The organism is Citrobacter braakii (assembly GCF_002075345.1).
GTDB lineage: Bacteria > Pseudomonadota > Gammaproteobacteria > Enterobacterales > Enterobacteriaceae > Citrobacter > Citrobacter braakii.
Window position 1 is genome coordinate 123,865 of the sequence record NZ_NAEW01000002.1, and the last position, 21,913, is coordinate 145,777.

Below are 21,913 nucleotides of genomic sequence, written 5' to 3' on the forward strand. Positions count from 1 at the left end.
AGAGCATAGGTCATGGCACAACATGGTGCATTAGCCACACTGAAAGACCTGGCTGAAAAAGAGGTAGATGACGCCGCTATCTTATTGGGAGAGATGCGTCGTGGCTGTCAGCAGGCGGAAGAGCAGTTGAAAATGCTGATCGATTATCAGCATGAGTATCGCAACAATCTGAACAGTGACATGGGTCAGGGTATTACCAGTAATCGCTGGATCAATTACCAACAATTTATTCAGACGCTGGAAAAAGCGATTGAGCAACACCGCCAACAGCTCAATCAGTGGACGCAGAAAGTAGACCAGGCATTGAACAGTTGGCGCGACAAAAAACAACGTTTACAGGCGTGGCAGACTCTGCAGGACAGACAAACCTCGGCGGCGTTACTGGCCGAAAACCGCCTGGATCAGAAAAAAATGGATGAATTTGCTCAGCGTGCAGCTATGAGGAAACCCGAATGATTACTTTACCCCAACTGATTACCACCGACACCGACGTAGCCGCAGGTCTTCAGTCAGGCAAAGCGGTTGATTCACCCGAGGATTTTTTAGCGCTGCTGGCGGGTGCATTAGGTGCGGACAACGCGCAGGGTAAAGACTCCCCGCTGTCGTTTGCCGACTTACAGGCGGCCGGTAGCAAACTGCAAAAAGGGTTACTGCAAAAAAATGGCGATTCAGCACCGTCGCTCAAGTTGACCGAACTACTGGCGCAAAAAGAGATGCACACTGATGCTTCTCTTGTCGACATGACAGACGCTCAGCAACTGTTGTCTGCCCTCACGCCCTCACTGAAAGTTAATGCCCTGACGACTCTGGGCAAAGTCGCTCAGCAGGATGAAAAAAACACCGCACTGAGCGATGAGGATCTCGCCAACCTGAGCGCGTTGTTCGCCATGCTGCCAGGACAACCGCAGACCACGCCTGCCGTCGACAGCGCGCCAGCCCCCGTTGATGCGACACTTTCGGCGTTGTCACGAGGTTCGGTACACAGCGCTATCGCCGATAATGCTGGCGAATTGCTGCCTGGTGATGCAAAAAAAGGCAAAGCGGATATTGCAACGCCTGCCAGCAGCGTAGATCAGACAAACAATCCGACATTAACCCCGTTGACGGCAGCGGCGACGACCAGAGCGGAAATTGAAAGCTCCCCTTCGCCGACCAGCATTGGCATGACGACGGCGCCGTTAAGTGGCCCGCAGTCCCACGCTCAGCCGTTACCGACCGCCGCACCAGTGCTAAGCGCGCCATTGGGTAGCCAGGAATGGCAGCAATCACTGAGTCAGCACGTCACTCTGTTTACTCGCCAGGGCCAGCAAAGCGCAGAACTGCGTCTGCATCCACAGGATCTGGGCCAGGTGCACATTTCCCTCAAGCTGGATGACAACCTCGCGCAGTTGCAAATGGTATCGCCACACAGTCACGTGCGCGCTGCGCTGGAAGCTGCGTTACCGATGCTGCGTACGCAGTTGGCTGAAAGCGGGATCCAGCTTGGGCAAAGCAGTATCAGCAGTGAAAGCTTTGCCGGTAATCAGCAGTCTTCCGGGCAGCAACAGCAGGCGGGTCGCGCTCAGGGACAAGACATTTTTGCCGCTGAAGATGACGCCGTACTGGCAGCGCCAGCCTCACTGCAAGCCGCAGCACGCGGTGATGGAGCAGTAGACATCTTCGCCTAACGCCAGAGGTAGCATGATTATCCGCGTCTTTTCCACGCTTTGTCGTGGACAGGACACGGGATAATCAGCCCATAAGCTGTACCGAAACAGGAAGCCCGTATCTGATGACTGACTCCGCGATTAACAAAAAAAGTAAACGCGCTATTTGGATCCCTCTGCTGGTATTGATTACCCTCGCCGCCTGCGCAACTGCGGGTTATAGCTACTGGCGCATGCAGCAGCAGCCGTCCGCCAGCGTCAAAGCGGAACCGGCTCCACCGCCAGCCCCGGTATTCTTTGCGCTGGATACCTTTACCGTCAATCTGGGTGATGCGGACCGTGTACTGTATATCGGTATCACGCTGCGCATGAAAGACGAGGCAACGCGTTCACGTCTTAACGAATATCTGCCGGAAGTGCGCAGCCGCTTGCTGCTGCTGTTCTCTCGTCAGAACGCGGCTACGCTCGCCACCGAAGAAGGTAAGCAACAGCTCATTGCCGCCATCAAAGAGACGCTCGCGACTCCGCTCGTTGTTGGGCAACCCAAACAGGTTGTCACCGACGTTCTTTATACAGCTTTTATTCTGCGGTAAAGACATGGGCGACAGTATTCTTTCTCAGGCTGAAATCGACGCATTGCTTAATGGCGATAGCGAAACTAAAGACGAACCCATTTCCGGTATCGCAAAAGAAAGCGATATTCGTCCTTACGATCCCAACACACAGCGCCGCGTAGTACGTGAGCGTTTACAGGCGCTGGAGATCATTAACGAACGCTTCGCGCGCCAGTTCCGTATGGGATTATTTAACCTGTTGCGCCGTAGCCCGGATATTACCGTGGGTGCGATCCGTATCCAGCCATACCACGAGTTTGCGCGCAACTTACCGGTTCCGACCAACCTGAACTTAATCCACCTGAAGCCGCTGCGCGGTACGGGTCTGGTGGTGTTCTCACCGAGTCTGGTATTTATCGCCGTCGATAACCTGTTCGGCGGTGATGGCCGCTTCCCGACGAAAGTGGAAGGCCGTGAATTTACCCATACCGAACAGCGCGTTATCAACCGCATGCTGAAGCTGGCGCTGGAAAGCTACAGCGACGCGTGGAAGGCCATCAATCCGCTGGAAGTGGAATACGTTCGTTCCGAGATGCAGGTGAAATTTACCAATATCACCACGTCTCCTAACGACATCGTGGTCAATACCCCATTCCACGTTGAAATTGGCAACCTGACCGGTGAATTTAACATCTGTCTGCCATTCAGCATGATTGAACCGTTGCGTGAGCTGCTGGTGAACCCGCCGCTGGAAAACTCGCGTAATGAAGATCAGAACTGGCGCAATAATCTGGTGCGTCAGGTTCAGCATTCTGAGCTGGAGCTGGTGGCAAACTTTGCTGACATTCCGCTGCGGCTATCCCAGATTTTAAAACTGAAACCCGGCGATGTACTGCCGATTGAAAAACCCGACCGCATTATTGCTCATGTGGACGGCGTGCCTGTACTGACCAGCCAGTATGGCACGGTGAACGGTCAGTATGCGTTACGCGTAGAACATCTGATAAACCCGATTTTGAATTCGCTGAATGAGGAACAGCCCAAATGAGTGATATGAATAATCCGTCCGATGAGAACACTGGTGCATTGGACGATCTGTGGGCTGACGCGTTAAACGAGCAAAAAACCACGCCCACCAAAAGTGCGGCCGATGCGGTATTCCAGCAGTTAGGTGGCGGCGACGTCAGCGGTGCCTTGCAGGACATCGACCTGATCATGGACATTCCGGTCAAACTGACCGTCGAATTGGGCCGAACCCGCATGACCATCAAAGAGCTGCTGCGTCTGACGCAGGGTTCGGTCGTCGCGTTGGATGGTCTGGCGGGCGAGCCGCTGGATATCCTGATCAACGGTTACCTGATTGCCCAGGGTGAAGTGGTGGTTGTCGCAGACAAATACGGAGTACGTATCACCGACATTATTACCCCATCTGAACGCATGCGCCGTCTGAGCCGTTAATCATGAATACCCAGGCTACAGTTTCTCAGCCAGCCGCCGTACCCGGCTCACCGCTGGTTCAGGTAAGCGGCGCGCTGCTTGGGATCATCGTATTGATCCTGGCTGCAGCCTGGGTGATTAAGCGTATGGGGTTTGCCCCCAAAAGCGCCGGTACGCGCGGACTGAAAGTTGCGGCAAGTACCTCACTGGGTCCACGTGAGCGCGTGGTGATTGTTGAGGTTGAAGATGCGCGCCTGGTACTGGGCGTCACGGCCTCGCAAATTAACGTGTTGCACACCCTGCCCCCGGCGCCTGCTGATGCAGAAGAAAAACCGGCCTCACCCGCGGATTTCCAGGCCATGATGAAGAGTTTGCTTAAGCGTCCCGGGAGATCCTGATGCGCCGTTTGTTATCCATCACGCTGGCAGGCTTATGGCTTTTCAGCCCAGTAGCCCTCGCCCAGCTCCCGGGTCTGGTTAGCCAGCCGCTGCCTGGCGGCGGACAAAGCTGGTCTTTGCCCGTGCAAACGCTGGTGTTTATCACCTCGCTGACGTTCCTGCCCGCCATTTTATTGATGATGACCAGCTTCACCCGCATCATCATCGTTTTCGGTCTGTTACGAAATGCGCTGGGAACCCCTTCGGCCCCCCCGAACCAGGTGCTACTGGGCCTGGCGCTATTTTTGACCTTTTTCATCATGTCGCCGGTAATCGACAAAATCTACGTCGACGCATATCAGCCGTTCAGCGAAGAGAAAATCTCTATGCAGGAAGCCATGGAGAAAGGCGCACAGCCGCTGCGCGAGTTTATGTTGCGCCAGACCCGTGAAGCCGATCTGGCACTCTTCGCGCGCTTAGCAAACAGCGGTCCCCTACAGGGACCAGAAGCCGTACCGATGCGGATTTTGCTTCCAGCCTATGTCACCAGCGAGCTGAAGACGGCATTCCAGATAGGCTTTACCATTTTTATTCCGTTTCTGATTATCGACCTGGTCATCGCCAGCGTGCTGATGGCGCTCGGGATGATGATGGTCCCCCCGGCAACGATCGCGCTACCGTTCAAGCTGATGCTGTTTGTGTTGGTAGACGGTTGGCAGTTGCTTGTCGGCTCGCTAGCTCAAAGCTTTTACAGTTAGAGGCGCGAAATGACACCTGAATCGGTCATGATGATGGGCACAGAGGCGATGAAAGTCGCCCTGGCCCTTGCCGCGCCTTTGCTGTTGGTCGCCCTCGTCACAGGTCTTATCATCAGTATTTTGCAGGCGGCGACCCAGATAAACGAAATGACGCTGTCCTTCATTCCCAAAATTGTCGCGGTTTTTATTGCCATCATTGTTGCAGGCCCGTGGATGCTTAACCTGCTGCTCGACTACGTGCGTACGCTGTTCAGCAATATCCCCTACATCATCGGGTAGATGACATTATGCTGCAGGTGACCAGCGTTGAGTGGCTCCACTGGCTGAATCTTTACTTCTGGCCTTTGCTGCGCATCCTGGCGCTCATCTCAACGGCTCCGATTCTCAGCGAGCGCGCGATCCCCAAACGAGTAAAACTGGGGCTGGGGTTAATGATAACCGTCGTTATCGCTCCGTCGATTCCCCCGGTAGACGTCCCTATCTTTTCTATCGTGGCGCTATGGCAGGCAATGCAACAAATCCTGATCGGCATCGCTCTGGGCTTCACTATGCAGTTTGCCTTCGCGGCAGTACGTACCGCCGGGGAATTGATTGGTCTGCAAATGGGTCTCTCCTTCGCAACCTTCTTTGATCCCGGCAGCCGTCTGAATATGCCGGTTCTGGCGAGACTGATCGACATGCTCGCCATGCTGTTATTCCTGACTTTTAACGGCCATTTGTGGCTTATTTCGCTGTTGGTGGATACATTTCATACCTTGCCAATCGGCGGCAATCCGGTGAACAGCAATGCGTTTCTCGCGCTGGCGCGGGCGGGTAGCCTGATTTTCCTCAACGGGCTAATGTTGGCCCTGCCGATAATGACGCTGCTACTCACCCTAAACCTCGCACTCGGTCTGCTGAATCGCATGGCTCCTCAGCTGTCGATTTTCGTTATCGGTTTTCCACTCACCCTCGCCGTGGGTATTTCATTAATGGCGGCCCTGATGCCATTAATTGCGCCATTCTGCGAGCGATTATTCAGCGAAATTTTTAATTTGTTGGCTGATATTGTCAGCGAAATGCCCGGAAAATAATAACCCTTAATTTTTATCCTGTTTTACTAAGGATTGTCCTAAATTTTAAAAGCGACAACATCTACCAGGATATCTCTGTCGCGGTTTATTTATTATTGACTCACTCACATAACGCAACATTTACTTTACTTTAAGATATTTCCTGGCAAATTATACGCAACTTTACGGGATAGTAATTTCGCCTGAAAAACAGCGAAAGCGTCATCTTGGGTCGTTATTATTCCGTTTAGTTGTGATGAAAATAATCAGGTAAGGGGAATTATCGTTACGCATTGAGTGAGGGTATGCCATGTCAACGATTATTATGGATTTGTGCAGTTACACCCGGCTAGGGTTGACCGGATATCTGGTAAGTCGGGGGGTGAAGAAAAGGGAAATCAACAACATTTCCAACGTTGAGGAGCTCAGTCTCGCCTGTGTCTCTCAACAGCCCGCTGTGGTGTTTATTAATGAGGACTGCTTTATCCACGATCCTGCTAATAGCCAGCAAATAAAGCAAATCATTAATCAGCATCCCGGCACATTATTTATTGTGTTTATGGCAATTGCCAACGTGCATTTTGATGAGTATCTATTAGTCAGAAAAAATTTATTGATTAGTTCTAAGTCGATTAAACCCGATTCACTGGATGAACTCCTTGGCGATATTCTGAAAAAAGAAGTAGATTTTGTCATTGATGTGAATCTACCGACATTATCATTGAGCCGTACCGAGTCCAGCATGCTACGCATGTGGATGGAGGGTCAGGGCACAATACAGATATCCGACCAAATGAATATCAAGGCCAAGACCGTGTCATCCCATAAGGGGAATATAAAACGAAAGATAAAGACGCATAATAAGCAAGTTATCTATCACGTTGTGAGACTCACCGATAACGTTACCAATGGTATCTTTGTGAATACGCGCTAACACGTTCTGACTGGTGGCGAATCCACCAGTCAGGATCATGCAGCAAAACTCACCTTATTCTACTTTTTCCACGAAGATACCATCCTGATGACCTGACTCATTAAAGAACCAGATACCGAGCGGGTAGTCTTCCAGCGAAACCAGGTACATGGTGCCTTCACTAAACTCTTCGATAGCCAGTACCACGCCCGGTCGACGAGGACCGCCGTCCGTTTTGACTGTGACCCGATCATTCACCTTCATAGTTTTCCTCCTGTGGCTTTGTGCCAGTGTAGAACAATTTCCTTTTTCTGGCAGCGCCCGCCTCGCGCGATTGCGGGTTTTATCGACGGTCTATACTTAAGTTGTGCGTATCTGATGTTTGGATGCGCTCCCCCGGTATCCTTAACGGTTGAGAGGTATGAGGATGAAAACCGCGAAAGAGTACAGCGATACGGCCAAACGTGAAGTCAGCGTCGATGTGGACGCGCTACTGAAGGCAATCAACGAAATCTGCGAGAGTGAAATTCATCGCAGTCAGGATGACCCGGAACGCGTCAGCGTCGACGGACGTGATTACCACACGTGGCATGAACTGGCCGACGCGTTCGAGCTTGATATCCATGATTTTAGCGTGTCGGAGATCAATCGCTGACTGAGGGCGAAAAAAATCCCGGCCCTTATCGGGTCGGGATCAAGCTTGCTTATGCAAGAAGCACTTGAAAATTCGTTACACCAGGAAATCTGATGTGAAACAAACCTTATCTGCAATTTTTTTGCCTGACAAGTAAATAATTCTCACTAAAATGATAAATATAACTAATGATTGAAAGATCACCCGGTTACGCGCACCCCAGGTGTTCAGGCGTCCTGGCAGAGCGTTCTTCGCTCGCCCGGCACCAGTTCATCTTCACGGAATGCTTCCCGTTTGACGCCAAAGCCGTCGTACCAGCGACACTCCACCATTCCGCTGGCATACCCGGTAACGATCATGCGTGGGCCACCCTCTTTGGAGGTGACTTCCTCACTGACAGAAAAGACCATACCTGCCTCCTGTATCAAGAGAAACCTTTACACCTTAGACGACAAAGAAGGGTTTTGCGTAATCAACCCTGCGACAATTAGTGCGAAACTCCGCGCACTCTGGCGACGCCTTTCACCAGCAGCACCACTATTGCGCCAATGATAAAACCGAGCACCAGATTCAGCAGGGTCGGAAGCATCAGCGTAATCAATGCACTTTGCTGTTGGGCAAAATGTTCAATCGCATGATGCAGCGGTGTTATTCCGTGCACCACAATTCCGCCGCCAACCAAAAACATCGCCAGCGTGCCGACCACGGAAAGTGTTTTCATAAGCCAGGGGGCAACAACCAGCAATCCTTTACCCAGCGACTGGGCCAGCGTACTGCGCTTTTCTGCCAACCAGTATCCGATATCATCGAGCTTAACGATAATCCCGACCAGGCCGTAGACCCCCACTGTCACCACTAACGCGATGCCAGATAACACCAACACCTGATTCAACAATGGCGCATCCGCTACGATCCCCAGCGTAATCGCGACAATCTCAGCAGATAAAATAAAGTCGGTACGTATCGCCCCTTTGATTTTATCTTTCTCAAAGGTGAGCGGATCCTGTGCTGCCAATGATGTCAGACGCTGCTGACGCTCTTCCGGGGTTTCTTTGTGCTTACGCGCTTCCAGGGTATGGAGAACTTTTTCTACACCTTCAAAACAGAGGAACGCCCCGCCTACCATTAATAAGGGGGTGATCGCCCAGGGAATGAAGGCGCTTATCAATAGCGCCAACGGCACAAGGATAACTTTGTTAACAAACGATCCTTTCGCGACGCTCCAGACCACCGGGAGTTCGCGGTTCGCCCGCACACCCGACACCTGCTGCGCGTTAAGCGACAGATCATCGCCCAGCACACCCGCGGTTTTTTTCGCGGCCAGTTTTCCCATGACAGAGATATCATCCAGCAAAGTGGCGATATCATCGAGTAAGGTCAATAAGCTACTTCCTGCCAAAATTTTTACCCTCAATATTATTTTTTTGCAGTCATAAGTATGAAGTAAAACACGCAATGCTGAAACTGACCTTTCTGGTCAACAAATTTTTAACATCAGCACGTAATTATAAATCTCGCCAGCAAGATAGTTTTGACGTTTACTATGTTGCACCTTTTTATTTCCACCGTGAGGGATTATGCGTTTCAGGCAATTGCTACCGCTTTTCAGTGCGCTTTTCGCGCTGTACATCATTTGGGGTTCCACGTACTTCGTTATTCGCATTGGCGTTGAAAGCTGGCCGCCGTTGATGATGGCTGGCGTTCGTTTTCTCTCTGCGGGGATTTTATTAACAGCATTCTTACTTATCCGCGGACATAAGCTGCCGCCTCTGCGCGTGCTCCTGAACGCCGCGTTAATTGGTATCCTGCTGCTGGCTGTCGGTAACGGACTGGTCACCGTCGCAGAACATCAAAACGTGCCTTCCGGTATTGCCGCCGTAGTGGTCGCCACCGTTCCGCTGTTTACGCTGTGTTTTAGCCACTTTTTTGGCATCAAAACACGCAAACTTGAATGGATGGGGATCGCAATTGGACTCGCGGGGATCATCATGCTGAACAGCGGTGGTAATTTGAGTGGTAATCCATGGGGAGCAATTTTAATCCTGATAGGTTCGATAAGCTGGGCGTTTGGCTCAGTGTACGGCTCCCGCATAACGTTACCCGTTGGCATGATGGCCGGAGCCATTGAAATGTTAGCCGCCGGTATTGTGCTGATGTGCGCCTCGCTGATTTCCGGGGAAAAGTTGACCACTATGCCGACGTTTTCAGGCTTTATGGCGGTCGCCTATCTGGCCGTGTTTGGTTCTATTATTGCCATCAACGCGTATATGTACTTGATCCGCAACGTCAGCCCGGCATTAGCCACCAGCTATGCCTACGTTAATCCGGTTGTCGCCGTACTGTTAGGTACCGGCCTGGGAGGAGAAAGTCTGGCGCCCATCGAATGGCTGGCGCTTGGCGTGATTGTATTTGCGGTGGTACTGGTCACACTCGGTAAATACCTATTTCCCGTTAAAGCGGACGCCGTTGCGTCCCCGTCGGAAAAGACGTTACAGTAAATGAATACCGAGGGTGTCGATCTGCGCACTGTCGCCACCGCCGCAGATCCACTCTATGACGCGTTCGGACAACGCGTCATCCCCCAGCTTTTCGCGCCCACGCAGGGCGCACTCCCAGACAATCAGTACGCGCCAGCCCAAAGCCTGCAATTTTTCACAATCCCGCGCGTCACGCTGAACATTTTTGCCTATTTTTTCCAGCCAGAACGCTGTTCGTGTGGCGGGGACTTTGAATAGATAGCAGTTGTGATGATGCCAGAAACAGCCGTGGGTAAAAATCACACAACGATAATCATCCACCACGAAATCGGGACGACCGGGTAACGTCGCATCCTGCACGCGAAACGTTACCCCCTGCTCAACCAGTACGCTGGCAAGGCGTTTTTCAATTGCAGTATCGCGGGTTGCTATCGCCCGCATATTTTTACTGCGCGTCGCTTTATCGTGAACGTCTGCCATGCAGTTTCTCTTTCTCGCGAATAGCAACCGCCTGTTTGATTTTTGGCTCCAGCAGTCTGGCTACCGCCGCAAATGCCGGGACGACCACCGAATTACCAAACTGACGATAAGCCTGTGTGTCTGACACCGGGATCCTGAACTGATAGCCCTGAGGTGATTCAAATCCCATCAGGCGCGCGCACTCTCTGGGCGTCAGCCTGCGCGGACGGTATCGCTGATTGTGCGGATCATCAAAATCCTTTTCACCCAGCGCCATATCCCAACCGCGGTCGATCAGGATCTCCGCCCCATCTTTATAGTAACGCGCCGATAATGTGCGCGTTACGCAATCGGGATTGCCGGGATACACCATGCCATAGCCAAATCCATTGCCCCGTGCCTGATGCTTTTTCGCATAACGATACAGATATTTCCACAGCACCGGCGTGAGCACATATTTGGCATCGACGGTCGGCTCAAGTAGTTCCGCCAGCGTCGTACGCCGCTGAGGATAGCGGGAGACAATATCGCGCAGCGTGAAGTCTGATTTCAGATTCAGATCGCGGCGAAAGCCGACGAGCACAATACGTTCGCGATGCTGGGGCAAAAAATGTTGCCCATCGATAATTTTCGGATCGTCCGGCCCGTTATCGTGTGCATCAGCCACGTCATAACCCAGCTCATCCAGCGTTTGCATAATGATGCGGAACGTTTTCCCCTGATCGTGACTCTTCAGGTTTTTGACGTTTTCGAGCACAAATATTGCCGGCCGACGTGCATCAATGATGCGCACCACGTCAAAAAAAAGTGTGCCTTGCGTATCGCAGGCGAAGCCATGAGCCCGCCCTAACGCGTTTTTCTTTGATACACCGGCCAGAGAGAATGGCTGACAAGGAAATCCCGCCAGCAGCACGTCATGCTGCGGAACATGCTGGCGGATATGTTCCGCCGCCTGCAGGTCGCTCACCCCATCATGATGACTGAGGGTGATATCGCGAATATCTTCATTAAAATGGTGCTGGTGAGGATCACAGTAGTGATTCGCTTTGTAGGTGCGCACCGCATGCTTGTTCCACTCACTGGTAAACACGCACTGCCCGCCAATCGCCTCAAAGCCGCGACGAATGCCGCCAATACCGGCAAAAAGATCGATAAAGCGAAAAGCATAATGTGGATGATGCGCAGGCGGCCTCGGCAGCAAGTCGTTCAGATGAGCCAACTCACCGTCGCTGAGGCGATGCCACGTTTCATTGGCAACCACTCGCTTGAAGATGGCCGGACTCCAGCGGTTCTCGCCAACACCATTCAGATGAGCAACCAGCGTTTTCACGTCATATATTTCAAGCAACTTAGCCAAAATCACCTGTGCGGCGGCCTCGTTATCATCTGTCATCGGGTTCATGGAACCTGCTACTGAAAAATTATCCTGCATACATTTAACCGGCCGAAATGGATAGCTGACAGGTTAACATAAATTAGCGCGGTTGACGTTGCGGCTGTACTGGCGACTAACGCAGCTTAAAGGGTTGAATCGCGTCAAGATCCAGCATTTCATATTCTCCTTTTAACTCCGCACTCAGCTTCGCCATGTACGTCAGTAAGAAGTCAGCATTATGTTGCGCCAAATGCCGACCGTGTTCAGTTTGCATCGTCAGCGGCAGCGTCAACAATTTGGTCTGGAAGTGATCGAGTGCGTACTGTTTATCATCAAGGCTACGCTGTCGGGCAAACGGATCTTCCGCATCAAACAGCGCCACGCCTAACGCGCCGGACACGGCAAATACCCGAGCTAAACCAATTGCGCCCAACGCCTCAAGCCGGTCAGCATCCTGCACGATTTTGGCTTCAAGGGTTTCTGGTACGATTTTGGCGCTGAAACTGTGCGCCTCAATAGCATGGCACACGGCAGGTAATCGTTGTTGTGGGAAATCAGGGAAATCACGCTTCAAAACGCGACGCGTTTCCTGGGCTGCCAGTACCGACGAACGATGACGATCGGGATGATTCTTCGGCAAACTGACGAGATCGTGGAAGTAGCACGCCGTCAGCACCACCAGCCAGTCTACGGTCACATCCATGCTCAACTTTTGTGACGTCATCCAGACGCGACGAAAATGAAAGATGTCATGGGCAGCGTCGTGCCCGGAATGATTGTCACGTAACCAGGCTTCAAATTTCGACTGCCAGTACTGTAGTTCCATACTCTCGCTCTTCGCAGAAAGAAAACCACCTTAGCAACAATTCTCATGTCAGACTACCGTCGACGCTTTTTTATCATCAATACATACTATCCCCTTAATAATTATCACTATCACGGATATATAAATCCATTATTCAATAACAAACAGATCAATTATAATTACGCACACAAAAATAAATAACAAATACCAATAATATACATTTAACAAGATAGAACAACAAAAATCATAACCATATGATAAAAATACATTTATATAGATAATATTAATTCAAAAGACATGCGATTTTAATTATATAAAAGCAGCAATGAAATATTTTGAAATATCTTAAATACATTTGTTACATGTTATATTTAAAATTAAATGAACTTCATAGATAGTATTCAAATGTAGTCTTTCAGATAGCGCTACATATTCATTTTAATTATTATATAAAGGGAATACATAATGAAAAGAAAAGTACTGGCACTGCTTCTCCCTGCCTTATTCGCTGCAAGCGCAGCAAATGCGGCTGAAATTTATAATAAGAACGGCAATAAAATTGATTTTTACGGCAAGATGGTAGGCGAACGCATCTGGTCGAATACGGATAGCAGTAACAGTGAAAATGCTGACACCTCTTACGCCCGTTTTGGGGTGAAAGGTGAAACCCAGATCAGCAACGAGTTGACAGGTTTTGGTCAGTTTGAACACAACCTCGACGCCAGCAATGCAGAAGGAGTTCAGGAGCAAAAAACCCGTCTGGCCTTCGCGGGCCTGAAATATGCGGATTACGGCTCATTTGATTACGGTCGTAACTATGGCGTAGCCTACGATGCGGCAGCCTACACCGATATGCTGGTTGAATGGGGTGGCGATTCATGGGCTGCGACGGATAATTTCATGACCGGTCGTACCAACGGCGTGGCGACCTACCGCAACACAGACTTCTTCGGCATGGTTGAGGGTCTTGATTTCGCGCTGCAGTACCAGGGCAAAAATGACGATCACGCTGCCACTAAAGCAAATGGCGACGGCTACAGCATGTCGGTGGACTATAACGTGGATGGCTTTGGTGTCGTCGCTGTGTATGGTAAATCCGACCGTGCGGACAAACAATCCATTGATGGCTATGGCAGCAACGCTGAAGTCTGGTCCCTGGCAGCAAAATATGACGCTAACAGCGTTTATGCGGCAGCAATGTATGGCGAAACGCGTAATATGACCAGAACCGGAACCGATCGCGGTTTTGCAAACAAAACGCAAAACGTTGAAGCAGTCGTTCAATATCAGTTCGACTTTGGTCTGCGTCCATCCCTGGGTTACGTTTACTCGCAGGGTAAAGACCTGGCCGGCGGTGTTAATGCTGACCGCGTGAATTACGTCGAACTCGGCACCTGGTACTACTTCAATAAAAATATGAACGTCTACACAGCGTATAAATTTAACCTGCTGGATAAAGAAGACGGCGCAATTACTGGCAACGCAGTTGATGATCAGTTTGCCATGGGTATTGTGTACCAGTTCTAATCTCCACAAACTCAAAAGCCCGCACTGCGGGCTTTTTTTTTGTTCAACGAAGCGTATTTTTTACCACACGGGCATTACAACGATAAACTTGTGAGGATACTCAAAGAAAAAGACATCCATGAGAACTGTCGTTGAAAGCAAGGCGTGCAAGTGCTTGAATAGTGGCGGAGAGAGGGGGATTTGAACCCCCGGTAGAGTTGCCCCTACTCCGGTTTTCGAGACCGATTTCATTGGTAATATTTTCAATAGCTTACCCTTTCTCGCTGGTATATCCACAATATTTTCACTTCATAAAATTCAACTATTTACACGTTTATCCATACTTAGTATACCAACACTTTCTGAGCTAAAACCTATACTTCCAAGTACAACCTGGAGGTGAAAATGTGTGGACGCTTTTTTACAGTCAATGACGCGTGAAGACTATCTAGCTCTGCTCGCTGAAGAAGCAGAACGCGATATCCCTTACGACCCCGAACCAATCGGACGTTTTAACGTCGTGCCAGGCACCAAAGTTCTGCTTCTGAGCGAACGTGACGAGAAACTCCATCTTGATCCAGTTATCTGGGGATACGCCCCCGGGTGGTGGAATAAACCACCACTAATTAACGCACGCTCTGAAACTGCGGCCACCAGCAGAATGTTTAAACCACTCTGGGAACATGGTCGCGCAATTTGCTTTGCCGATGGCTGGTTCGAGTGGAAAAAGGAAGGTGACATAAAGCAGCCCTACTTTATTCATCGGGCCGATGGCCAGCCGATATTCATGGCGGCGATCGGCAGCACACCATTCGAACGTGGAGATGAAGCAGAAGGATTTCTGATAGTGACGGCTGCTGCAGACAAAGGACTGGTAGATATTCACGACAGGCGGCCACTGGTACTGTCACCAGATGCTGCTCGCGAATGGATGAGACAGAATGTTGGAGGGAAAGAAGCAGAGGAGATTGTAGCTTACGGTTCCGTGTCTGCTGATAAATTTATATGGCACGCCGTGACGCGTGCCGTCGGGAATGTTAAGAATCAAGGACCAGAGTTAATACAAACTATGCGCTAATGCACGATGCGGCAGGATAAACGTCTGATTTGAGTGAGGACCGGAAATTCGCAATTGTTCTAATAACCGCGAATGTATGACTAACATTGATGTGTCTTAATCAGCGGGTAACTGGTCATTGATAAATATTTAAAACGAAAACCTAAGCGCGTGTTCATTGTGGGCAGTGATAAAAATAGTAGGCCGTTCAGATGCATTTTCGGTCAGCGTGTTTGTCTCGATTAAGCTCATCAGAAACACTACAAGGTCACGAATACAAGTCTTGTTGGGTTCCATCCGGGTGCTATGACATATTTTTATCTAGCTCTGCTGAAATCTCATCCATGATTTGATTGTTCTCATCCATCCAGTTTTGAAACACATCCTTTCGTTCATTAATAAAAGGATGGTCTTTAGCTGACGCAGAAAGCAGAAATGCAATAGCCTGTCCAACATGAACACAGATCAATAAGGCGCTGTTGACCTGATAACTGTTTTCGCCATAAACGCCGATATGTGAAAAGGCGTGAAACTTTTCATCAACCTCACCACTGTCACGCAAGTGGTGAGATATGGCTTTAATGTTTGGGTGTGCGCCATACTCAATAGACCATTCGTAGAGTTGTTTCAGGTAGTCAGACATATCTGGTGAGATAAAACTTAGTTTGGTTACCACCGCTCCGATAGTAAACGCCTTTCGGCAGTTATCAGTTGCAGTTTTGGACTTACCTCTGTTAAACCAGATTTCACTCATCTTCTTATCGGATGATGTCAGATAAGCATAGCAGGCAGACTCTAATGCAGCACGAGCTACCGGAAATACTGCAACTTGGTGACCAGATAATGCCTGAAGAACTGCATTTGAGAGCATCATGTATGAGTTCATCGCCAGCAGTATGGTTGCAGCGTTTGCGTCATATTCCTTGGCGAATATCTCTTGATGAAAAATCCTGTCCATCTCATGGATCATCCCCATTAAGTTGGGTTCTTCTTTCGTATGATGAACATGATTTTCAATAGTTGCTTTCAGATAGTTTGAAAGTGTATCAATTTCAATCTTCACAGTATCATCCAGTATAAATTTGCTGTGGATGACTTTATCCTCTCGATTATGATGTGTAAACGACAATCCCAGCGGTTAAGCACAGACACAAAATTTTCCAGAGGCCAATCGCGACCAATGGGTATTTAAAGTGATGACCAACCTGTAGACAGAATTGTGCAATATGTAATGTAGTTAGTGATAAACACAGATCGAAATTAGCGACTTCCGCTTCTGGCACATAGCTGCCATTGAAATGGTTGCGCACCGTCATGGGGTGTCGGGGGTCGGAGGTTCAAATCCTCTCGTGCCGACCAAAAATCCTCTAAGAACCAGCCTGTTACGGCTGGTTTTTTTACGCCTGTTTTCTGAACGGGGAAGCTTCGGGGAATAATCGGGGAAAAACCCCCGACACAATGCATCGACTTCACCGTAAAATTTCAGCTATTCACATCACCGGACAATCATCAAACTCCGCGTTCCTGGCATCATTAATGATGTACGTGATCACCCCGAATATAGCGGGTGCAGAACTGTAACCGTCATCATCTGCTGGCAGCACTTCCCTTCTCCCGTTATCCAGATTAACCAGGTGGGGCTGAGGATGAGTCCGATATCGCTTGATCCTGAATTCTCCGTCTATCGCGCATATCAGCAGCGAGCCATCACAAGGAGAAAGTGACGCATCAACAACAAGCAGCGCCCCCTGGATTATCCCTTCCCTGAAATGTGAACGCGATGCCCGCATGAAATAAGTCGCTGCTGGCTGGCTGATTAGCTGCTGATCGAGGGAAATTCGTGCTTCAACATAATCTGCCGCAGGTGAAGGGAAGCCCATGGTTACAGTCCTCCGTTTGGATTGAACAGCTGAAAGGTACGGTTCTCGCCTTCCTGCGTTGATACATCGCGGAAGGTTGTCACATACCACTCGATCCATTCGTTGGCCTGCTTCATTGTCCAGTTCCAGTTAACCTTGCTCAGTTCCTGGACAAACCGCTGTGTGGTGACGGTCTTCCGGCCATTTGGTTCCTGCTGTATCGAAGCATACCAGGCTATTTCAATATCGCTGCGTCGTGGCATCATTACGCCCTCTCTTGAATACCGGATAAAAACACAGTATAAATACTGTATATCCATACAGTAAAGAGGTAATAAGCAATGTTTGTGGAACTCGTTTATGACAAAAGGAATTTTGATGGTCTGCCCGGTGCGAAAGATATCATTCTGGGCGAATTGAGTAAGAGGGTTCACCGGATTTTTCCGGATGCTGATGTCCGGGTTAAACCGATGATGACACTACCGGCGATCAACACTGACGCGAGCAAGCATGAGAAAGAACAGATAAGTCGCACTGTTCAGGAAATGTTTGAAGAGGCTGATATGTGGCTGGTTTCAGATTAAACGCCTTGAACCGTCATATTGCTTAAGTACAATCCGCCGTGACTGGCAATCATTCAATACTCGCAATATGGGACGTTCTCCAGTCGGCCGCAATCATGCTCTTGCATACGGCATGGTTGCGGCAGCTATAATTTTACGACTGAGTATCCTGCTGATTTTTCTCACACTCGCTTTCAGCTTTTTCCATTGCCTCCCTCGCTTCCTCTTGCCTCTGATTCCAGAGACTGTCAGACGGCATCTCCACACGAACTGAAACATACTGGTCGGATGGAATGTCTATCGGGTCACCGTTGGAAAATCCGTCCCGCTCATTGCGTGCAAAAGCCGGGGCGGCAGGATGGGTGCGATGATAGGTTTTCACCAGAACTGAACCATTCGGATTAACCTTGTAATCCAGCCATATCAAAGGCTGTCTGTTTCGGTCTTTAGGAATATCAAAACCACCATCGATGCCCCCCCAGGCGGCATCAGAATTCAGCCCCATACAGCCCTCAATAAGATATTCTCCAACCTCCTGTCGTATTACTGTTATCCCCTGAGATTCCTCATTTGTTTCCGCGCGCCCATCAGAATACAGCTTAACAATTGGCGATGAGGCTTTTAAAGTACCATCGGAAGCTTTGGTTGTGTTTGCTGTACCGTAAAGTTGATTGATGCTCACATTACCTGCATCAAGTTGTGTCTGATTAGTACCAACAGCAGAGACAAGGCCTGTTGTTGAAACACAGAGTGCCGCATAGGTATCTGATGCTTTGGAAAAAAATATCTGACCGTATCTGTATATCCCTGCACCCGTACCATCGAATGCAGAGCCATCATCGCGAAACCAGCCAGACCCGATTAACCCCATTCGCCTGAACGCCGCAGCAATACCTGTCGTCGTTTGTCTGGAACTGTCCCCTCGAATCATTACATTTCCGTTCGCCTCCCCAGCATCTTTTGTCGCGCAACTTCCTAACCCGAGGTTTTGGCGAGATTTAGCCTTATCATTAACATCATTCAGATTCTGGCTTTTATCCATTTTCCCAGAAAGTGTCGATGCTATTCCATTCCATGCTGGTCCTGTCCAGGTTGAACCATCAGGCAGTTTGACTGTGACATTCCCTGTGCCGCTGAAAATACTTTGCCAGTTCTGCTTGTCATAGTTCAGCCCGCGCAGGGCTTCCGCACTCTGAGCTACCAGTGCGGCAGTAACCATGTTCAGCGCCACGCGCGGAACAGCAGACCACGCCGAACCAGACTGCGTTGGCCCGGTGAAATTACTCACCAGCGTCAGTGATGTGTTGCTGTTGATAGTCTTAACCGGGAGGGTGTATGGAATACCACCGACCGTAACGACAATAAAATCACCGGCCGCCAGCTCTGTAGTGAATGCGGTTCCGCTGCCGGCTACAGCAGCAGAGTTATTCGTCAGGGTTAAGGTTCCTGCTGACATACGTTTTCCTCAATACATGTTCGGAAGTATAAGAATGGGCATGGTGATATTCCTGTTCCTGGTCATATCCCACCCGTTACTGTAGTAATTGCCAAAAACCCTGTTATATGCAGACCGGACGCTACCGCCAGACATCACAACACCTTTTATGCGAAGGTTCCCGTACCCGATACATCAAATGAGTTGGTGGAGCTGCGCGGCACGTTTACCCAGTTACCATCATTGCGGCGCCACTGTGCCTCGTAGGCGATGGCATTCTGCGCCTGGTCCCAGCTCACACGCATGGTTTCGACGCTGATATTCTGCTGTACCACTGAAAACGAGCTGATCACAATGTTAGCAGGCGGCGACTGGTTACCCGGCGGGATCACACTCACCGGCCGCTGGTCAATGATGGCTCCGGTATCGATACGGGCATATTTATCCGGGTCGTGCCATGCGCCGGTAATCGAGAAGGTACCATCATTGTTATCGGAGACACTGACAACACGATACTGCTGGGCGTAGAGTTCATCTGACTCAACCACCCATACAGCTTCGGCATGTGGCGTCTCACTGTATGCCGTGGTGACTGTGACTGATTCCCCGTTAACCGCCTGAATAGTCCTGCTCTGTGACGCACCGGAGGGAAGATTGAGAATAAGGCGATCGCCTGCTGCTGCATCAGCTACGCGGTCAAGTTTAATCACGCGACCGTTAACAGCACTGATGCGGCCGCCCATAACTTTGCCGGACAGAAGCTCGTCTGACACGGCGATGATGTATCCCGGCTGCGGAATGTTTCCGTCCAGGCCAACATCAAACGAAACAACGCGATCCTTGTTGTTGGTGAGAATACCCCAGCGCCCCTTTCGGTTAGCTTCTGACTGCCTGGTACAGCCGATGGCTGTCATTTCCAGCTGATTAAATCCGTACCGGGCCACCAGAGGCTGCTCAAATACCGGCTCCATCGCATCCGCATAGGCGTTACCCGGATCAGACCAGGAAACCAGCGCGATGGTATACCGCGTTTTTGTCGTGCTGCTGGAATAGGTAAAGCGTCCGTCGATAACGTTAGCGCGGGTGTAAACGTAATCCACATCTCTCGGCATATCGGCAAGCGCAACAATCTGATCACCGCCCCAGTACGTCATACCCCGGAATATAGCCGCAAAGTCACGCAGCACAGTGTAAGCGTCATTCCTGTCCTGAACATAGACGTTACAGGTATAGCGTGGCTCTGTCCCGCTTCCACCCTTTCCATCCGGTACCGGCTGATCGCAATACTGCGATACCTGGTACAACGTCCATTTATCGATGTTGGCTGCAGTCAGGCGATTACCCAGACCAAAGCGATCGGTAATCACCAGATCGTAAAATATCCACGCCGGGTTATCAGTCCAGGCCCACTTAAACGCGCCCTGCCATGTACCGCTGTAAGCCCTCGTTTCAGGGTCGTAATTATCAGGAACACGGATCACGCGCCCGCGAGGCTCACATGAGATCTGCGGTATTGAACCGTTAAACTGACTCGAGTCGAATTCGATGTACAGCAGCGCGGTATTCGGGTAGCGCAGCTTGGCGTCAATCACCTCGGTAAAACTCTGCAGCGTCATCGTGTCGCCGATCTTCGCGCTGTTTGCATCAGTGGTTATCTTACGCAGTCGGATTGTCCAGGTGCTGCCAGTCTGCGGTAAATCAATACGGTGGCTGCGCTCATAACCAGACGTCGTTTTGCCGGTTGCGCTGGTATTAAGAACGGTTTGCCAGGTCCCACCATCAGTCTGCAGGTCTATCGCATAATTGATGGAATACCCTACCAGATCGCCGCTGTCCTCCTGCTTAAACAGTGAAGGCCATTTCAGTCGCAGGCGAACGGCTGATAGTTGGGTGTTGGTGAAGGTGCGCGTCCAGGCTATAGCGCTTGATACTTCAGTTCCAACATTGATTTCGTTTTCGGTACCGGGAATGCCCTGAATGTAATTTTGTGCCTGCGTTCCCGCGCGAAACTCCCACGTCACGCCGCTAAAGTTTTGGGAGCCGTCGGAGTTTTCCAACGCCGTGCCGTCTAAGTAGATATTTTTTCCGGTTAATTGCCCTGCAAACTCCCCTTCCCCAAGCGCAAGGAGGATTTTGGCCTTCGCTACAGATTGCAGATCATCAGGCTGTTCGGTAGGGGTTCGGGAACTGGAACTGCCGCCCTTGCGGCCTTTGATAAGGGTTGCTTTAGCCATTTCGCGCCCATAAAAAAACCGCCCGTAGGCGGTATATATGAAGGTGGATATTTAATAAAATTCCACGCTTGTATGTGCTGTAATTACTGTCGGTTTAGGAAGCGGATTCCCTGCATTCTGTATTATCAGATTACATAACTCTGGAACAAGTTTCGCGTTGTATTTACAAGTTGTTGTAGCAGTATATCCTTGTGCATAGCTACTTTCGTTTATAATCTTGTAGTCAAGAGGTTTAGTATTTTTATCTAAATAAATAACTTCATTACTGGACAAAATTTTATCTGAGCCATAAAACTCAGAGCGTATTAAATTATCATTATCATCATAAAAATGCGTTGCTATTTTTTGGCCTAAATAATAAGTATCTTTAATCATTCCACTTGCTGTGAGAGAGAATGTATTTTTCTCACCATTATCATTCTGAGAAAGAATATTACAATCTTCCGTTAGACCAACAAAGTACGGGTTTTCACCTCTCTTGCCTACAAGATTTACCCCATCATTATTAAGTTCTGTTTTAAAGCCATTTGAAATATTATCCAAGCTCAGGCTTTCAATACAACCTTTTTTATTTAGCTTTAATAATACTTTATAAGTAACCTTGCCATTACTCTCCACTATAGTACTAAGTGATTTCACTGGTCCTTTAACAGGATTAAAATCGAACATAGTTGATAGATTATATAATACAGGGATATAACCATTTTCGGCGTGACTCATCCCAGAAATCAAAACTGTACTGAGTAACAAAACATATAATTTCTTCATATAC

Annotated in this window: 25 protein-coding genes, 2 tRNA genes and 3 pseudogenes; 17 read left to right on the forward strand and 13 right to left on the reverse strand. The window is 49.6% G+C overall.

Annotation, left to right across the window (positions count from 1 at the left end):
* Positions 1–12: 12 nt before the first annotated feature.
* From fliJ to rcsA, 10 genes are all read left to right on the forward strand, one after another.
* A complete protein-coding gene (fliJ, locus tag BZK42_RS05005; protein WP_080858841.1) occupies positions 13–456 on the forward strand; it encodes a flagellar export protein FliJ in 444 nt (147 codons plus the stop codon).
* A complete protein-coding gene (fliK, locus tag BZK42_RS05010) occupies positions 453–1,667 on the forward strand; it encodes a flagellar hook length control protein FliK (protein ID WP_080858842.1) in 1,215 nt (404 codons plus the stop codon). Before fliJ ends, fliK begins: the two co-directional genes overlap by 4 nt.
* Positions 1,668–1,771: 104 nt before the next feature.
* Positions 1,772–2,239, forward strand: a complete 468-nt coding sequence (gene fliL / locus BZK42_RS05015) for a flagellar basal body-associated protein FliL (protein ID WP_016153493.1) — start codon at positions 1,772–1,774, stop codon at positions 2,237–2,239.
* Positions 2,240–2,243: 4 nt separating this feature from the next.
* Complete coding sequence (gene fliM, locus BZK42_RS05020) at positions 2,244–3,248, forward strand: flagellar motor switch protein FliM (RefSeq protein WP_003030434.1); 1,005 nt, start codon at positions 2,244–2,246, stop codon at positions 3,246–3,248.
* Positions 3,245–3,658, forward strand: a complete 414-nt coding sequence (fliN, locus tag BZK42_RS05025; RefSeq protein WP_003030433.1) for a flagellar motor switch protein FliN — start codon at positions 3,245–3,247, stop codon at positions 3,656–3,658. Before fliM ends, fliN begins: the two co-directional genes overlap by 4 nt.
* Entirely contained in the window at positions 3,658–4,035 is a 378-nt protein-coding gene (gene fliO, locus BZK42_RS05030) for a flagellar biosynthetic protein FliO (RefSeq protein WP_029139581.1), read from the forward strand. Before fliN ends, fliO begins: the two co-directional genes overlap by 1 nt.
* Complete coding sequence (gene fliP / locus BZK42_RS05035) at positions 4,035–4,772, forward strand: flagellar type III secretion system pore protein FliP (RefSeq protein WP_006684053.1); 738 nt, start codon at positions 4,035–4,037, stop codon at positions 4,770–4,772. Before fliO ends, fliP begins: the two co-directional genes overlap by 1 nt.
* Positions 4,773–4,781: 9 nt before the next feature.
* On the forward strand, positions 4,782–5,051 hold the full coding sequence (gene fliQ, locus BZK42_RS05040) for a flagellar biosynthesis protein FliQ (RefSeq protein WP_003030425.1): 270 nt from the start codon (positions 4,782–4,784) through the stop codon (positions 5,049–5,051).
* Positions 5,052–5,059: 8 nt separating this feature from the next.
* Entirely contained in the window at positions 5,060–5,845 is a 786-nt protein-coding gene (fliR, locus tag BZK42_RS05045; protein ID WP_016153496.1) for a flagellar biosynthetic protein FliR, read from the forward strand.
* Positions 5,846–6,134: 289 nt separating this feature from the next.
* Complete coding sequence (gene rcsA / locus BZK42_RS05050) at positions 6,135–6,758, forward strand: transcriptional regulator RcsA (protein ID WP_016153497.1); 624 nt, start codon at positions 6,135–6,137, stop codon at positions 6,756–6,758.
* 54 nt (positions 6,759–6,812) lie between these two features.
* Here rcsA and dsrB read toward each other — a convergent pair whose 3' ends face one another.
* Positions 6,813–7,001, reverse strand: a complete 189-nt coding sequence (gene dsrB / locus BZK42_RS05055; protein ID WP_003030419.1) for a protein DsrB — start codon at positions 6,999–7,001, stop codon at positions 6,813–6,815.
* Positions 7,002–7,164: 163 nt separating this feature from the next.
* Here dsrB and yodD point away from each other — a divergent pair, with 163 nt between their 5' ends.
* Positions 7,165–7,392, forward strand: coding sequence for a YodD family peroxide/acid resistance protein (yodD, locus tag BZK42_RS05060; RefSeq protein WP_003030417.1), 228 nt, complete (start codon positions 7,165–7,167; stop codon positions 7,390–7,392).
* A gap of 206 nt (positions 7,393–7,598) precedes the next feature.
* On the opposite strand, the gene BZK42_RS05065 is transcribed toward yodD, so the two are convergent.
* Complete coding sequence (locus BZK42_RS05065; RefSeq protein WP_047357993.1) at positions 7,599–7,781, reverse strand: YodC family protein; 183 nt, start codon at positions 7,779–7,781, stop codon at positions 7,599–7,601.
* 77 nt (positions 7,782–7,858) lie between these two features.
* Positions 7,859–8,770, reverse strand: coding sequence for a DUF808 domain-containing protein (locus tag BZK42_RS05070; protein ID WP_047357992.1), 912 nt, complete (start codon positions 8,768–8,770; stop codon positions 7,859–7,861).
* Positions 8,771–8,948: 178 nt separating this feature from the next.
* Between BZK42_RS05070 and yedA the strand changes: the two genes are divergently transcribed.
* Entirely contained in the window at positions 8,949–9,869 is a 921-nt protein-coding gene (gene yedA, locus BZK42_RS05075) for a drug/metabolite exporter YedA (protein ID WP_019077078.1), read from the forward strand.
* Here the strand turns inward: yedA and BZK42_RS05080 are convergent.
* The 3 genes from BZK42_RS05080 to BZK42_RS05090 form a co-directional block, all read right to left on the reverse strand.
* Entirely contained in the window at positions 9,861–10,328 is a 468-nt protein-coding gene (locus tag BZK42_RS05080; RefSeq protein WP_080858843.1) for a very short patch repair endonuclease, read from the reverse strand. The genes yedA and BZK42_RS05080 overlap by 9 nt on opposite strands.
* Complete coding sequence (locus BZK42_RS05085) at positions 10,309–11,739, reverse strand: DNA cytosine methyltransferase (RefSeq protein WP_049282106.1); 1,431 nt, start codon at positions 11,737–11,739, stop codon at positions 10,309–10,311. The genes BZK42_RS05080 and BZK42_RS05085 overlap by 20 nt, the downstream gene beginning before the upstream one ends.
* 76 nt (positions 11,740–11,815) lie before the next feature.
* Positions 11,816–12,508 (reverse strand): phosphohydrolase, encoded by a 693-nt coding sequence (locus BZK42_RS05090; protein WP_053389322.1) that lies wholly within the window; start codon positions 12,506–12,508, stop codon positions 11,816–11,818.
* A 444-nt stretch (positions 12,509–12,952) separates the two neighbouring features.
* On the opposite strand from BZK42_RS05090, the gene BZK42_RS05095 reads away from it, so the two are divergent.
* The gene (locus BZK42_RS05095) at positions 12,953–14,014 is read left to right on the forward strand and encodes a porin (protein WP_080858844.1); all 1,062 of its coding nucleotides are present in this window, start codon (positions 12,953–12,955) and stop codon (positions 14,012–14,014) included.
* 162 nt (positions 14,015–14,176) lie between these two features.
* On the opposite strand, the gene BZK42_RS28725 is transcribed toward BZK42_RS05095, so the two are convergent.
* Positions 14,177–14,290: transfer RNA gene (locus BZK42_RS28725), tRNA-OTHER, on the reverse strand.
* 108 nt (positions 14,291–14,398) lie between these two features.
* Between BZK42_RS28725 and BZK42_RS05100 the strand changes: the two are divergent.
* A pseudogene (locus BZK42_RS05100) lies at positions 14,399–15,071 on the forward strand (SOS response-associated peptidase).
* Between the two features lie 283 nt (positions 15,072–15,354).
* On the opposite strand, the gene BZK42_RS05105 reads toward BZK42_RS05100, so the two are convergent.
* Positions 15,355–16,113, reverse strand: a complete 759-nt coding sequence (locus BZK42_RS05105) for a hypothetical protein (protein WP_008322424.1) — start codon at positions 16,111–16,113, stop codon at positions 15,355–15,357.
* Between the two features lie 214 nt (positions 16,114–16,327).
* On the opposite strand from BZK42_RS05105, the gene BZK42_RS05110 reads away from it, so the two are divergent.
* Positions 16,328–16,409, forward strand: a tRNA-Pro gene (locus tag BZK42_RS05110).
* Positions 16,410–16,540: 131 nt separating this feature from the next.
* On the opposite strand, the gene BZK42_RS05115 is transcribed toward BZK42_RS05110, so the two are convergent.
* On the reverse strand, positions 16,541–16,930 hold the full coding sequence (locus tag BZK42_RS05115) for a HumD family translesion DNA polymerase (protein ID WP_080858846.1): 390 nt from the start codon (positions 16,928–16,930) through the stop codon (positions 16,541–16,543).
* 146 nt (positions 16,931–17,076) lie between these two features.
* On the opposite strand from BZK42_RS05115, the pseudogene BZK42_RS28220 reads away from it, so the two are divergent.
* Positions 17,077–17,154: pseudogene (locus tag BZK42_RS28220) on the forward strand (DinI family protein); the annotation flags it as partial.
* Between the two features lie 96 nt (positions 17,155–17,250).
* The gene (locus tag BZK42_RS05125) at positions 17,251–17,493 is read left to right on the forward strand and encodes a DinI family protein (protein ID WP_038642073.1); all 243 of its coding nucleotides are present in this window, start codon (positions 17,251–17,253) and stop codon (positions 17,491–17,493) included.
* A 133-nt stretch (positions 17,494–17,626) separates the two neighbouring features.
* On the opposite strand, the gene BZK42_RS05130 is transcribed toward BZK42_RS05125, so the two are convergent.
* From BZK42_RS05130 to BZK42_RS05140, 4 genes and pseudogenes are all read right to left on the reverse strand, one after another.
* Positions 17,627–18,928 carry a phage tail fiber protein gene (locus BZK42_RS05130; RefSeq protein ID WP_080858847.1) on the reverse strand — a complete coding sequence of 434 codons (1,302 nt, stop codon included), beginning with the start codon at positions 18,926–18,928 and terminating at the stop codon, positions 17,627–17,629.
* Positions 18,929–18,937: 9 nt separating this feature from the next.
* Positions 18,938–19,063 (reverse strand): hypothetical protein, encoded by a 126-nt coding sequence (locus BZK42_RS29640; RefSeq protein WP_254170321.1) that lies wholly within the window; start codon positions 19,061–19,063, stop codon positions 18,938–18,940.
* 29 nt (positions 19,064–19,092) lie between these two features.
* Positions 19,093–21,141 (reverse strand): annotated as a pseudogene (locus BZK42_RS05135) (TipJ family phage tail tip protein); the annotation flags it as partial.
* Positions 21,142–21,192: 51 nt separating this feature from the next.
* Positions 21,193–21,909, reverse strand: a complete 717-nt coding sequence (locus tag BZK42_RS05140; RefSeq protein ID WP_044712033.1) for a YnfC family lipoprotein — start codon at positions 21,907–21,909, stop codon at positions 21,193–21,195.
* Positions 21,910–21,913: the final 4 nt, after the last annotated feature.